This is a genomic window from Streptomyces sp. NPDC058671, assembly GCF_042716475.1.
GTDB lineage: Bacteria > Actinomycetota > Actinomycetes > Streptomycetales > Streptomycetaceae > Streptomyces.
The window spans coordinates 1-13,315 of sequence record NZ_JBHXSA010000033.1; the positions used below are offsets into that span (position 1 = coordinate 1).

A 13,315-nucleotide genomic window follows, 5' to 3' on the forward strand; every position below is an offset into this window, starting at 1 on the left:
GGCTCAAGCCGGGCCCACTGGCCGTTCGTCAGATCCCCACGCCTCACGAGACGTGATCATTCACGATCAAGATCGACTTTCGCAACAGGCCCTAGCCGGCTGGGAATGGTGGGTTGCTCCCAGGGGCAGCGGAGGTCCGCGGCGAGGGGCCGGGCGAGCCGGAGCTGGGTGTAAGCGACGATCAGGATCCAGGTCCAGCGGTCCGCTGCCTCGGGAGTGCGGAGTTTCGGGGTGGTCCATCCGAGGGTCTGCTTCGCGAAGCGGAAGGTGTGCTCCAGGTCGAAGCGGCGGAGAAATGCCTGCCAGAAGCGGTCCACATCGTCGGGGGTGGCTCCGGTCTTGGAGGACCATAACCACACCGGCGGGGCGTCCCGGTCCATCGATAGATGCTCGACCTTCAACCGCATCAACGTACCTTCGACCAACGGAAGTTCACCATCGTGGTCAAGCCAGGAAGAGCGGTGGGTGAGCCTTGGGTGGACCCGGTCCCATGCCTGGGTTTCGGCCTTTCCGTAGTTGGTGGTGTCAGTGACGGTGGTGATGGCGGGCTCGGGCCAGGTCTCCGGCTTGGTGAAGCGGAATTCCGGGCCGTGCTTGGGCGGCCGGCCGTTGACGCCGTGCATCCTCGGTGGTTTCGGCAGACGCATGACGCGGTCGGAGCGGACCCGGCCGACCAGCTCAACGGGGAGGTCGCGCAGGACCCAGGCCAGGCGGGTGACGTCGTAGCCGGCATCGCTGACGATCACGATATGCGGGTCCCCGGCCTGCCACTGGCCCGCGGCGATGAGCCGCTCAATGACCCCCCTCAACTGGGCGGCGGTGACCGCGGTCGCGTCGTCCGCCGGTCCGAGGCGGACCACGTCCAGGATCGCGGTCCAGGAGGTGGCGCCCGGCTCCAGTACGGCGACGAAGGAGTAGGGCCAGCCCGGAATGAACTGCGACGCCGTTCTCGCACGGCCATAGACGTGGCAGAACAGCCGCTCCGCCGAGCACGGCGCGTCCGAACGCAGCCACGGCGACACATCGACCGCCAGGATCAGGCGCCCGCCGTCGAAACGCGGCAGCGGCAGCCCGGCCAGCACCGTCCGCAGCCGGCCAACGTCGATGCGGCCGCGGTTCAAGCCGCCGTACATCGCTCCGTGCCCGCGACGATGCTCGGGCAACAGCGTCAAGTCCACCGGGGACTTCACCGCACCGTCCGCACACAGCACCGCGTCCGCCAGCTCGAACAACTCGTCGCGCCGAGCGGTCAGGCACTCGTAGAAGTCTCCCCGGAAGCGTGACGCTTCCGCGAACGCTTCCCGCCGGACATTGTGGTGCAGCAGACTCACCCTCGCGGCCTTCGTCGTGGTCACGTGTACTCCTTGGTCGGAGCACATGATCAGACGAAGGCCGCCCCCACGTCCGGCGAATCCCCAGGCGAGCGAACTCGTTCGAGACACCGTTCGACCTTGTGGCACCATGTGCGGCATGACGACCAACCGAAAGGTCCATGCCGCGTAGACGGCCAGGACGCATCCGGGCCGGGAGCCCGGACCGGCGGCAGTCACAGCGCTCAAGGCCGGCCATTGACCGCCTCTCCTCGCGAGCGCTGTCCGAGATCGTGCGCCTTGAACACAGCCGGAACTACCTCCAACCGGGCGACATCAGTGCGGCATTGCGCCTGTGGAAGGACTACGTTCACAGGCCCGCGCGCGAGCTCTGGCACGACGACGAGTTCGGCAACGTGCACTGGTACTGCTGCGGCAACCCTCTCGAAGGCCGTGCCCTACTCGACGGCGTGATCCGAGCAATGTCGCCTCGCGGAGCCCGCGAGCTCCGCAAGATCATCAAAGAGCTCGACGCCTTTATGGGCCCGCCCGATCCAGCCGCAGACCGCCGAAGATAAAGACCAAGCTCAGGGCCTGTCTCGAAGTCGGGCGTGAGCTTGTGACAAGATCGCGGGATGCTGCGACTGACCGATTTCATTATCGACTGCCCGGACACGATGAAGCTGGCGGCTTTCTACTCCGAGGTGACGGGCCGTCCGGTCAAGAAGGGCAGCTCCGAGGACTGGGCTGGCATCCAGTTCGGCGAGATCGAGCTGGCATTCATCCGGGTGGACGACTACCGCGCTCCGCAATGGCCCGACAGCGAGCACCCCAAGCAGTTCCACCTTGACTTCGAAGTGGACGAGATCGAGTCCGAGCAGCGTCGCGTCCTCGACCTCGGCGCGACGCTGAGGCAGGACTTCATCGGCCCCAACGGTTATGGCTGGCAGGTGTACACCGACCCGATCGGCCACCCCTTCTGCCTGTGCCGCAACAAGGGCGTGATCTGGACCGACCAGGGCCCGTCCTGGCCCGAGCGCGACTAATTCAGACATGTCAGACCTGCCCTCGCCGAGGAGGTCGAGGCCTCTCGCACGCCTGCCAGCGGTTGGAAGCGTGACCAACTCGCCACCTGGCCTCCGCCCGAGGGGTGGAAGCGCAAGCAGAACGCCGCCCTCGACGCCCGATGCCCCACCGCCCGGCACACCTGCGCGGTCTGGGCGAGGAGGTCCAGGGTGGGCACGGTGAGGAGGAGTCGGCCGCCCGGGAACCATTCCGGCGCGCAAGCTGCGGCCGGGATGGTCTAGCCCGATCCGGTTGGGAACGGGTACGGCGGTGGCACTGGATGGCGCAGGTCTCACCGACATGGATGCGAGAGAACGGGGTGATTCCACTGTCGCGAGGCTGCATTCGTGCAGGGGGGTGGCGCGCTGGCACGAAACCCGGAGATCGCAGCCAGGACGAACGGCGTACGGTCGTCTCCCGGCCTTCCTTTCGCCCGTGCCTCACTTCACCCACCGGGGCAAATAGACCGGTCGGTAGCAGCTGGGGCACAGTCGCCAGTCCTCGGGCTCATCCCGACGGTGCCGGAGGGACCTCGCCTGGGGCGCGGCGGGCAGGACGGACAGGTCCTCCATGGACAGGGGGCACAGAGGCGAACAGCATTGGGGACCTGCGGCGAGAAGTCTCGCCGCAGCCCCCCACGGCATCATGCGACTTTGCGTCTTGATCGACCGCAGCCGCAGCCGCAGCCGCAGCCGCAGCCGCAGCCGCAGCCGCAGCCGCAGCCGCAGCCGCAGCCGCAGCCGCAGCCGCAGCCGCAGCCGCAGGCGTCGCGCACCTGGTCTGTCCCGCGCCGCCGATTCTCGGCGGCGGCCGGGTCCTAGTACGAGCACACGAGGCGGGCGAGTTGCGGCCGGCTGCCAGGAGGGGGCGGGTGCACAGTCTCACGCACGATCTTCCACTCTGGTGTGCCATCGCGGCCGCCCCATGTGATGCGGTGGGCGGCGGGGCTTTCCGCGCGCCGGCCGGTGCTGGTGGGCAGGGATCGAGGTGGGATCGCCAAGTCGTCCCAGACGAGCCCACCCGCGGCATCAGCCTCGGCCTGCACCTGCTGCAGTAGCCGTTCCCAGTTCGACCGGCCGGCCAGCACCGGTGCGCTCGTAGACGGTTTTCCACGGCCCGTAGCGTTCAGGCACATCACGCCACTGCACCCCGGTTCGCCCCGGTGCAGGATGCCGTGGCCCATCTGGCGGTGATCGCGCCACCGCCCGCAGCGGTACTGCCTGTGGGCCAGTGGTTCCAGACGTCGCCACTCCGCCCTCTGCCAGATCCCCCCGACCAGTCACGCAAGAGCCGACGAACCCATAGGCGACATTGGTACGGATCAGCACCTGCGATGCCACCACGCCAACTCCGGCTCCGCCGTCGCATCGTGGTGCTTCGCCCGAGGAGTACCGCGTCCAGGCGCTCGACCTGCACCCGAAGTTCGCTGGCGGCCCTTGGCGGAAGCATGAACAGGGCATCCTGCAGCTTGTCCCGGGCCCAACCCTCGCCACAGCAGAGGCAGGTGAACTCCGCCTCCCGCGGTCTCCGCCGGCGCCTCGTGCCGTGGACGCGCACGGACCACACCCTCAGCGCCACCGCCACGATGCCCGCCGCAGGCTTCGGCGACATGAACGGCGACCGCAGGGCGGACGTCCTCGTCCGTGACCTGGTCGGACGCCTGTGGTTCCTGCCCGGTGACGGCAGTGGCCGGCTGGTCGGCACGGGTGGCTGGAACGCCTTCAACGTTATAGTCCGGCATGGTGACTTCAGCCGGGACAACCGCGAGGACGTGATCGTCCGCGAGGCGTCCACCGGCAGACTGTGGCTCTACCCCGGCACCGGGACCGGCGGCCTCGGCACACGCAAGCTGATCGGCACCGGCGGCTGGAACGCCATGAGCCGGATCGCCGCGTTCGGCGACCTGACCGGCGACGCGCGGGCCGACCTGCTCGCGGTGGAGAAGTCCACCGGCAGGCTGTGGCTGTACCCGGGCACCTCCACGGGCACCCTGGGTGCACGCAGGCTGATCGGCACCGGCGGCTGGAACGGCATGAATGCCCTGGCGGGCGTCGGTGACATGACCGGCGACGGGCGGGCCGACCTCTACGCCCGCGAGGCGTCGACCGGCAAGCTCTGGCTCTATCCGGGCAAGGCCGGCGCGCTTGCTTCGCGTGTGTTGGTCGGTAGCGGCGGCTGGAATGGCATGCCGACGATCATCGGCAACGGCGACTGGTCGGGCGACGGTCGACCGGACCTCGTCGCGACGAAGGCCGGCGACGGCATGCTGTACCGGTACGCGGGTACGGGCAGCGGCGGCCTCGGAGCCGGTGACTGGCTCGGCGGCGGTAACTGGTGGGACCTGAACGGAGCCTTCTGACCCTCGAAAGGGCCTCCGCTTCTGGGCGGGGCCTTTTCACACACCCGGCAAAGACCTCTGCAGTACTAGGCAGTTCGTTTGGATCATCGGGCAGACCAGAGGAAGATGCCCGCGATGTGGAGTCCGGCCAGGTAAAGGTCGCGGTCTTCTCGTAGCGGGTGGCGATGCCTCGCCACTGCTTCAGGGGTTGATGCAGCGCTCGACGGTGTTGCGCTGCTTGTATGCCTCGCGGTCGAAGGCGGGTGGCCTGGCGCCCGGCTGCCGCGTCGCAGACGGCGGCCGTTGATCGGCCGGAACGGGGATGCCGGCGCGGATCCCGCGCTTGCGCAGGTGCTCGCGGATCGCGCGTGAGGAGTACGCCTTGTCAGTCGGGACCACGTCCGGGCTGGTGCGAGGCCATCCTCGCCGTCGAGGGACGCGAAGGCGGGCCATGACGTGAGCGAAGGCGGGTGCGTCACCGGCCTGTCCGGCGGTGAGCACGAAGCCGGAGGTTGGCGATGTGGTGCCCGATCGGCACGGGGTCTCCGTCGACCGGGTCGCGCGGGCCGCCGTCGGACCACGAATCTGTGAGGAGAGTCCGAGCAACCCCAGACACACCGCGGCCCGGCCGCCGACGGGGGTCGGGGGCCGGGCTGATAGGGGCGCGAGGTCAGAAGGGCATGTGGCCCCGAATGCGGCGGCCAGCGGAGCCACTCTTGCCTACCGCCTTCGAACTGCTGCGGAACGGCTTGCTGAAGAGGCGGCCCAGCGGGCCGGGGGCCTTTCCGCCCGCGCGGGAGCCCAGGCCGAGGGTCTTTTGGGTGCCGCGCTCGGGGTGCTTGGAGAGGCGGGGCAGGAAGAACGCCAGAACGGCGAGTACCACGCAGACGGCGATGATTCCAGCGATCATCATGGTTGAACCCCACTTCTTCGGTGGTGCGGTGACGTTTCGTCGTGTGACCGCGCATACCCAGCGAACCTTCGTTCACGCCCCGGCTGTCACGCGCTTTGCGGCGCGGGCGGCGTCCCCGGGCGTGCCTCATTCCTCATACTCCGGGCCCTGCTCCCCGCTTCTCGGCCTCGCTGCTTTGGAGCGCGGGAACGGGAGATGCGTGATGTGTGAGTCGTACGACGAGTACGGGGCAGGCGGGCCAGCTGAAGATGTCGGTGGCAGCCTGGCGGGGGGCCCTCGCATCGAGCCTGGTCCCGGCGGCCGACGCGGGGCCGGGGGAGTGGTGACACCACCACACCCAAGTCCAGGAAGAATCCGCCGGACTGGTACGAGGAGATCTACGAGCGCCAGCGCAAGGCCCACTCCTCACGCGGCATCCGCGTCGAGCACGGCATCGCACACCTCAAGAGCCGGCGAGCACTCGCCCGCCACCACGGCCGCCGCGAGCACATGACCGACACCATCCAAGCCGTCGCCGGACTCCTTTCACGCCAGCAGAACATGACCCGCGGGGCTGGTCAGCCACGGTGACCACCAGGCCGAGCTGGACTTTCCGACGTCTCACCGCCCACCATGCACGAGCTCGTTAGGCAGGTTGGTTTGCATTGGCTGCTCCACCCGGCGGAGAAGGACGAGCCCGTCCACCGGTGCCCGTGCCGGGACTGATGGAGCTACCCGGCAAGGGCCGCACCGGCTGACCGAGCGAAGGTGGTGGTGCGGCCGACATACTGCCTCGGTGCACTGCGACCTGGTGGCCGGTGTCCTCCTGCGGAGGCCAGCGTCACCGCGCCCCCGCCGTAGCTGGCCCTGCAACACTGCGCTGTGACAGTGCAACCCCTTTTTGCGCCCCTGACCTGCTGATTTAGGCTGAACGCTGCTTCCATGACTTGCGTCGCAGCAACGCGTGGTTCGGTCGGCACGTGTCCCTGGTGTAACCGAACCTGGCGTAGCGTGTGTAATCGCCGGGGGCGTACCGGCAACGTCTACGCTCCCGGGGGGAGTGGGGGCGGAGCGCCTGCTGGTCCCCCCGAGGAATCAGAATGTGGAGAGGCCGTTCCAGCTCCAGCCGATCTTGACGCGGCTCTTCAGGCCGCCTGTGCCGTTGCCGTCGTACCGCCACAGGACACCGGCGGCATCGCGGGCGAGGACGTCGGGAATCCCGTCGCCGGTGAGATCGCCGGCGCCGGTCAGGGTCAGGCCGTTCCACCCCCAGCCGATCTTGGTCCTGGCGGTCATTCCTCGGGTGTAGAGGAAGAGGTCCCCATTGCTCTTCTGCGCGAGGACGCTCGGGCTGCCGTGGTCGTCCAGGGAGCCGATACCCGTCAGCCGGTAGTTCTGGTAGGCGTCTCCCCGCAGGTAGCGGGGCTGGAGCCCGCCCGCGCCGTCACCGTGGTAAATCCACAGGGTGCCGGCGGGGTCGACGGCGGTAACGTCCGGAGAGCCGTCGCCGTTCATGTCGCCGGCGCCTGCGAGACGGAGGTCCTTCCACCCCCAACCGATCTGCACCTTGGGCATGAACCCCCAATAAGATCCGTCGAGCCGCCACAGGTCGCCGGAGGCGTCCTGGGCCAGCGCGTCGGCCCAGCCGTCCGCGTTCAGGTCGCCGACCGCCGTGAAGCGGGCCCGGCGCTGTGCGCCGGGCCCCTCCTTTCGTTCCGGCCGACGGCGGCTGCGACCCCCGCGTCCCTAGTGCCGCATGAGAGAACCTTCACCCTGTTTCCCGGTGAGAGGATCCCTGGCAAGCACTGGGACTGAGGGTCTCGGATCGCACGGGTGGGTAGGCGTCGCGCCCTGCGCCGGGGACAACGGTGTGTGCCCCCGCCTTGCCCAGCCCGACACGGACCTGTGCGCCGTCTGCCTCGGGGGTGAACAGCCGACCTGCGCTGCGGATGCGGGCGCGGCGTGGCTCCGGGCATGCTCAGCCTGGCCTGCGTCCAGCCGCCTGTCACCGTGGACGTCGGCCACTGCCGGGTTTCGACGGCAAGGGGTGCGGGCGGGTCCCGCAGACCGCTGATCTCTGCGGTCGATGCAAGATCGAAGCGGAGCCCGTCGAGGCCGCTGCCGCTGCCGCATGGGAGAGGGTTCGGGACGCCGCCATTGCCGCAGCCCAGGCAGCGGAACCCGACCCCGCGCCCTTCTATGCCGCTGACCAGCGATCTCCCGCCTTTCGCCCCTTCCTGGGCCTCCCTCCGAGCGCCTGTACCGGTGACCGCGCCTCAGATCGCCGGACAGCGACCCGACGGGACGTCTGAGCGCACCGTCTCCAACTTCGCGAGATTTCCGAAGTACCACGGCGACCTGCTCCGGAGGTTCCACGCCGTCTGGCCGACAGCTCCGCCTCGCTCGCGCCCGGCGGGATCACCGTTCCGGTAGATCTGCCCACCGCTCTCGGCGGGCTTGGCCCGCCGCTGGCCGACGGCCCTGGCTCGCTCGCGCCCGGCGGGCCCACCGTTCCCGCCGGTCTGCGGAGCGGCTGGCTCCGATTCGGGTCGCGCGCTGCGGAATCCCTTTGTCAGGGGGTAGCAATCGCTTTCTGTGCCGGGCATGCTGACGGCCACAGCGCCGACCGCCGGGCGCTCTTCCCCGGGAGGTCCGCCCGCCTTGCACTCCTCCGTGCCCGCTTCCCTGCTGTCCCGACGCGGTCTGCTGCGTGCCGCCCTGGGCACCGCCGCTGTCGCACCGCTCGCGGTGCCGCTCGCCGCGACGCCCGCGCGCGCCGCCGACGCGTACAACGCGCTGCGCGTGACGTGGCGGCAGCTGATCCTCGGTACGAACGTCACTCCGACCGCCGAGCCCTTCGCCTCGAAGCTCGCCGCGCTCGGTGACACCGCCCGCGGTCTGCGCTCCTCCATGGCCCGGACGAACGGCTCGCTCTGGCCGGACCTGCCCTACGCGGACCCCGAGCCGGACACGGACGCCGAGTCGTACACGTACTCCGGGAACCTCAACACCAGTTACAACCGGCTGCGCACCCTTGCCGAGGCGTACTCCCAGCCCGGCACGGGTCTCACCGGCGACACGGCCCTGCGGGCCGAGATCCTCGCCGGGCTCGACCACCTCCAGGACCAGGCGTACCACGCTACACAGGCCCGTTACGGCAACTGGTACAACTGGCAGATCGGCATTCCGCAGGCGCTGCTCGACATCGACATCCTGCTGTACGACCACCTCGGTGCGACCCGGATCGCCGAACACTGCGCCGCCGTCGACCACTTCGTCCCCGACAGCGCCGTGGCGAACTACACCGGCACGTCCACCGGCGCCAACCGGGTCGACCTGTGCCGGGTCCTCGCGCTGCGGGGCGTCGTCGGCAGATCCGCCGCGAAGCTGACCCTGGCCCGTGACGCGCTCTCGCCGGTCTTCCCCTACGTCACGAGTGGGGACGGGCTCTTCGCCGACGGGAGCTTCATCCAACACACCTACGTCCCCTACGCGGGTTCGTACGGCGCGGTCATGCTCGGCGGTCTGTCGCTGCTGTTCGCGCTGCTCAAGGGTTCGCCTTGGGAGGTCACCGACGGCGGCCGGCAGGTGGTGTTCGATTCGGTGGAGAGGGCGTACGCGCCCTTCCTCTTCAACGGTCTGGCCATGGACGCCGTATCGGGACGGGCGATCAGCCGGGGGATACAGAAGTCGGACACCCGGGGCGTCCGTCAGGACGACCATCTGCGCGGCCACGCGATCATCGCGTGCGTCGCGCTGCTCGCGCAGAGCGCGTCGGCGGCGGAGAAGGCCCGGTGGGAGGGAATGGTGAAGGGCTGGATCGCCCGCGACTACTACAGTCCGCTGCTCGCCAGCCCCGCGCTGGGCGTCGCCGCGCTCGCCCGCCTCAAGACCGTCGACGACGGCGCGGCCGCGGTGAGCCCCGAACCGTCCGGCCACCGCCTCTTCTCCGGTATGGACCGGGCCGTGCACCGGCGCGCCGGTTGGGCGGCCTCGCTCTCCATGGCGTCGAACCGGATCACGTACTACGAGAACGGCAACGGCGAGAACCTGCGCGCCTGGCATAGCGGCTCGGGAATGCTCTACTGGTGGGGCGACACCTTCGCCAACGGCCAGTACAGCGACCACTTCTGGCCGACGGTCGACCCGTACCGGCTGCCCGGCACCACCGCCTCCCGCAAGCCGCTCGCCGACGGTGAAGGCGGCACCTGGGGCGCGGCCCGGCCCGACGTGCGCTGGGTGGGCGGGACGACCGACGGCACGCACGCGGCCGTGGGCCAGTACCTCAAGGGCCTGTCCTCCACGCTGCTGGCCAAGAAGTCCTGGTTCTTCCTCGACGACGCGATCGTCTGCCTGGGCTCCGGGATCCACGGGCGCGACGGCACGGGCGTCGAGTCGGTCGTGGAGAACCGCAACCTCGGTGAGGCCGGCGTACACGCCTTCACCGTCGACGGCACGCTCCAGCCGACCACGCTCGGCTGGAGCGCCACCCTCACCGGCACGCGGTGGGCGCACCTCGCCGGTCACGCCGGGTACGTCTTCCCCGGCGGCGCCCCGGTGTTGAAGGCCCTGCGCCAGGCCCGGACGGGCACGTGGTCGGACATCAACAAGGGCGCCGTGACCGATCCGGTCACCCGCCGGTACCTCACCCTCTGGTTCGACCACGGCACCGATCCGACCTGGGCCGCGTACTCCTACGTCCTGATGCCCGGCGCGAGCCAAGCACAGACGGCCGCCCGCGCGGCCGACACGAACTGGCTCACCGTCCTCGCCAACACCAAGGAACAGCAGGGCGTACGCGTTCCCGCGCAGGGTTTCACCGGCATCAACTTCTGGCTCGGTGGCACGGTCGGCGACGTCACCGCGGGCGCCCCCGCGTCCGTGCTGATCCGGGAGTCCGGCACCATCGCCACGGTGTGCGTCTCCGGCCCCCTGCGCGACGGCGCGACGATCGACCTCACCTGGAACCGCCCCGTGTCGGCGGTACTGTCCAAGGACGCGACGGTCCAGGTGGTGGCCACGGGTTCCGTGCTCCAGCTCCGGATCACTCCGGGAACGCTCGCCGCCACGCACAAAGCGGTGGTCAGGCTCGCGTGAGACCGGCCGCGACGGACCTGCGTGCGCGCGGGGGAGGGCGGCTCGCTCGGGCTCTACGGTGGGCCGATGCGACCTACTCCCGGGAGGGCCCTCCTCGCGTCGCGGCGCGCGCCCGAGTCCTGAAGCCGGGGGCTGGACGATCGCGGCCGTGTTGGAGGGCCCCGGCTACGACCCGTGACGCAGCCGATCAGCGGCCTGGCGGCCTAGGGAGCGGCGGAGCTGGGTGATGGCCGGGGCGCTGTCCGCCCTGGGCATCTGCCGACCGCGGGGGGACTGCGCCGCCTGGGCGATGGACGCGCCGCTTACTCCCACATGCGCCGGCGCAACGGCGTGAGCGTGCAGGTCGTCACCATCCCGAAGCCCAGCTCCTGTGGATCTGGCAACCTTGCCGGGCCGCGCTCACGATCTGACCGCCGCACGCACCCACCGCATCATCCCAATCTGCGAACGCCAGGGCCCCCATCGTTGCCACCCGCGCCTACATCGGCGCCGGCTCCTGGGTCACCACCGCCATCCGCCGCTCGCCCAACGGCGAACTGTCACCGACCGACGGACGCTGAACCGGGCACTCGTCCAGGCACGCGCTCCTGTCGAACGAGGCATCGCCCGCCTGAACTCCTGGCAGATCTTCCGCCGGAGCCGCTGCGGCCCGAACCGTGTGCCGGAGCCGCTGCGGCCCGAACCGTATGACGGACATCGCCGCCGCGGTCCTCACCATGGAGAGGCAACGCTGAAGGGGCTCAGTGAGCCAGCGCGGCACTGGCGGCGAGTGGGGGGATGAGCACGGGGTCGCGGAGGGCGGCGCCGATCGCCTCGAGCGCGGGAAGAGCCGCTGTGGCGGCGCTGACGTTGTGGGCGGGCGGCCGGGGGCGTCGGGCGCGCCAAGCAACGGCCCGCCATCCGGACCAGGCGCGGGCGCCGGTAGCGGGGAAGGGTGGTGATGCCGGTCACGGCCCGAATGGGATCATGCGGAGCGATGCCAGTAGTCATGTGAGGCGGGGTTTCCTGGGCAGGCGGCCGGGGGCTGGACGAAACGGAGGGGGCGTCGAGCCGCCCGGGAACCTGTGTTCCGCAGTCGGCCGGGTCTCGCGCCCGACCATGGTGAAGCGGCGCGGCCTCGCACCGCTTCAACCAGCGACTTTCTCTGCTGGTCGGCCGGGGGCGCAGCCGGGCTTTCGGCGTAAAATGGTGTGAATGAGGCCACTCCGATATGAGCTGGTGTTCTCCGACGACACGGGTACTGCCCAGGACATCGCCATCGTCGAGCGCACCTCTTCCAAGGGGCCCGGCGGCCACCCTGTCTACGCCGATCCCACCGGCATCGTCCGGGCGGAGATCAGTGACCGGGACGAGGTGCGCATCCTCGCCTCAGGCGGGCACCAGGCTCCGACCCAGCACGTCCTGGCCCGCCGTCTCGCCGAAGCCGATCCGAAAGATCCTGCCGACCCCTCCACCTCCGCGGCCTGACTCCCCGTTCCGATACGGCCACCTCCACGATGCCCCTCGGGATCAGTCCATCGGGATCAGTCCAGGGGAAGGGCAGGTGCTGGCGGGACCGGATGCGCTGTCCGCGTTCGCGCTCGTCCCTCCTGCTTCCGGTGCACGGCGCGCGCCTGGTCCAGCAGCTCGGCGCGGCCGGCGCCCCGGCGGGGCCGGCGCGGTGGCATCAGAGCTTGTCGGTGTCCTGCGGTTCCAGGGGGTGGAGGGCGGGGCCTTGGAGGACGTCGCCGTCGATGCCGAAGCGGGAGCCGTGGCAAGGGCATTCCCAGGTGCGTTCCGCGTTGTTGAAGGCGACAAGGCAGCCAAGGTGGGTACACACGGCGGAGACGGCGTGGAGTTCGCCTTGGTCGTCGCGATGGACGGCGCAGGGTTTGCCGTGGGCGCGCACCACGGTGCCCTCGCCGGGGCGCAAGGAGGCGACCGGACCGTTGCTGCCGTCTCCGAGCGTGTCGAGGCGGCCCTTCACGAAGTGCTTGCCGGTGTCCCACTGGGCCTTGAGGAAGGCGGGGGCGGTCCGGACGGCTGGTCCCAGGCGGCGGGGATCGTAGAACTCGGCCCACGGCGCGCGAGGGGCTGCCGTGATGAGCGAGGCGAGGAGCTGTCCGGCCAGTACGCCACCGGTCATTCCCCATCCGGCGAACCCGGTGGCGGTGTAGACGTTCTTGCTTCCGGGATGCAGGGGGCCGATCAGCGGGACGGAGTCCGTGGCACTGTTGTCCTGGGCCGCCCACCGATGGGTGGTCCTGAAGCCGGGGAAGCGCTGCTCGGCCCAGGGCTGTAGCCGGGTGTAGCGGGCCCCGGTGTCCTCCCCGGATCCGGGTGCGAAGGCCTCGCCGGTGATGATCAGCAGCTGCCTGGGGGATGTGGTGCCGTTCGACGATGGGGTCGGGCGCCCGGTCCTCGACATACGAGCAGTCGGGGGTGGCCAACGCGACAAATGCCTCATCTTTTCCGGTGTGCCCCCAGTGTTGGTCAGCCGGCGCCTCACGGTCTACCGCTCCTGCGGAGTCTGTCCCTGCCTGTCCCTGCCAGACGAGCGGCGATCATCTGAACGAGCTGCGAGTTCCCATGGCACGGCACAGCCAGAACGCAGGTTGCAGCGCTGCTGTGGGA

General features: G+C 69.9%; 7 protein-coding genes and 3 pseudogenes. 5 read left to right on the forward strand and 5 right to left on the reverse strand.

From position 1 onward, the window contains the following. Nucleotides 1-86: 86 nt before the first annotated feature. Nucleotides 87-1,379: pseudogene (locus tag ACFWV2_RS30065) on the reverse strand (NF041680 family putative transposase); the annotation flags it as partial. A 566-nt stretch (nucleotides 1,380-1,945) separates the two neighbouring features. On the opposite strand from ACFWV2_RS30065, the gene ACFWV2_RS30070 reads away from it, so the two are divergent. Continuing rightward, the gene (locus tag ACFWV2_RS30070; RefSeq protein ID WP_384409719.1) at nucleotides 1,946-2,356 is read left to right on the forward strand and encodes a VOC family protein; all 411 of its coding nucleotides are present in this window, start codon (nucleotides 1,946-1,948) and stop codon (nucleotides 2,354-2,356) included. A gap of 1,589 nt (nucleotides 2,357-3,945) precedes the next feature. Beyond that, nucleotides 3,946-4,734 (forward strand): annotated as a pseudogene (locus ACFWV2_RS30075) (FG-GAP repeat domain-containing protein); the annotation flags it as partial. Between the two features lie 180 nt (nucleotides 4,735-4,914). Here ACFWV2_RS30075 and ACFWV2_RS30080 read toward each other — a convergent pair. The 3 genes from ACFWV2_RS30080 to ACFWV2_RS30090 form a co-directional block, all read right to left on the reverse strand. Further along, nucleotides 4,915-5,166 carry a hypothetical protein gene (locus tag ACFWV2_RS30080; protein WP_384409721.1) on the reverse strand — a complete coding sequence of 84 codons (252 nt, stop codon included), beginning with the start codon at nucleotides 5,164-5,166 and terminating at the stop codon, nucleotides 4,915-4,917. 217 nt (nucleotides 5,167-5,383) lie between these two features. After that, nucleotides 5,384-5,626, reverse strand: coding sequence for a DUF6411 family protein (locus ACFWV2_RS30085; RefSeq protein ID WP_073814571.1), 243 nt, complete (start codon nucleotides 5,624-5,626; stop codon nucleotides 5,384-5,386). A 1,074-nt stretch (nucleotides 5,627-6,700) separates the two neighbouring features. Continuing rightward, on the reverse strand, nucleotides 6,701-7,180 hold the full coding sequence (locus tag ACFWV2_RS30090; RefSeq protein ID WP_384409723.1) for an FG-GAP repeat domain-containing protein: 480 nt from the start codon (nucleotides 7,178-7,180) through the stop codon (nucleotides 6,701-6,703). Between the two features lie 1,029 nt (nucleotides 7,181-8,209). Here ACFWV2_RS30090 and ACFWV2_RS30095 point away from each other — a divergent pair. The 3 genes and pseudogenes from ACFWV2_RS30095 (at nucleotide 8,210) to ACFWV2_RS30105 (ending at nucleotide 12,169) form a co-directional block, all read left to right on the forward strand. Further along, on the forward strand, nucleotides 8,210-10,702 hold the full coding sequence (locus ACFWV2_RS30095; protein WP_384409725.1) for a polysaccharide lyase 8 family protein: 2,493 nt from the start codon (nucleotides 8,210-8,212) through the stop codon (nucleotides 10,700-10,702). Nucleotides 10,703-10,981: 279 nt separating this feature from the next. Further along, a pseudogene (locus ACFWV2_RS30100) lies at nucleotides 10,982-11,436 on the forward strand (transposase family protein); the annotation flags it as partial. Between the two features lie 460 nt (nucleotides 11,437-11,896). Continuing rightward, nucleotides 11,897-12,169 carry a DUF6296 family protein gene (locus ACFWV2_RS30105; RefSeq protein ID WP_384409727.1) on the forward strand — a complete coding sequence of 91 codons (273 nt, stop codon included), beginning with the start codon at nucleotides 11,897-11,899 and terminating at the stop codon, nucleotides 12,167-12,169. Nucleotides 12,170-12,368: 199 nt separating this feature from the next. Here ACFWV2_RS30105 and ACFWV2_RS30110 read toward each other — a convergent pair whose 3' ends face one another. Further along, nucleotides 12,369-13,109, reverse strand: coding sequence for an FAD-dependent oxidoreductase (locus tag ACFWV2_RS30110; protein ID WP_384409729.1), 741 nt, complete (start codon nucleotides 13,107-13,109; stop codon nucleotides 12,369-12,371). Nucleotides 13,110-13,315: the final 206 nt, after the last annotated feature.

Bases quoted from the DNA above. Each gene is read 5' to 3' on its own strand.
- ACFWV2_RS30070 (WP_384409719.1), top strand. From the start codon at position 1,946: ATGCTGCGACTGACCGATTTCATTATCGACTGCCCGGACACGATGAAG.
- ACFWV2_RS30080 (WP_384409721.1), bottom strand. From the start codon at position 5,166: ATGGCCCGCCTTCGCGTCCCTCGACGGCGAGGATGGCCTCGCACCAGC.
- ACFWV2_RS30085 (WP_073814571.1), bottom strand. From the start codon at position 5,626: ATGATGATCGCTGGAATCATCGCCGTCTGCGTGGTACTCGCCGTTCTG.
- ACFWV2_RS30090 (WP_384409723.1), bottom strand. From the start codon at position 7,180: ATGCCCAAGGTGCAGATCGGTTGGGGGTGGAAGGACCTCCGTCTCGCA.
- ACFWV2_RS30095 (WP_384409725.1), top strand. From the start codon at position 8,210: ATGCTGACGGCCACAGCGCCGACCGCCGGGCGCTCTTCCCCGGGAGGT.
- ACFWV2_RS30105 (WP_384409727.1), top strand. From the start codon at position 11,897: ATGAGGCCACTCCGATATGAGCTGGTGTTCTCCGACGACACGGGTACT.
- ACFWV2_RS30110 (WP_384409729.1), bottom strand. From the start codon at position 13,109: ATGTCGAGGACCGGGCGCCCGACCCCATCGTCGAACGGCACCACATCC.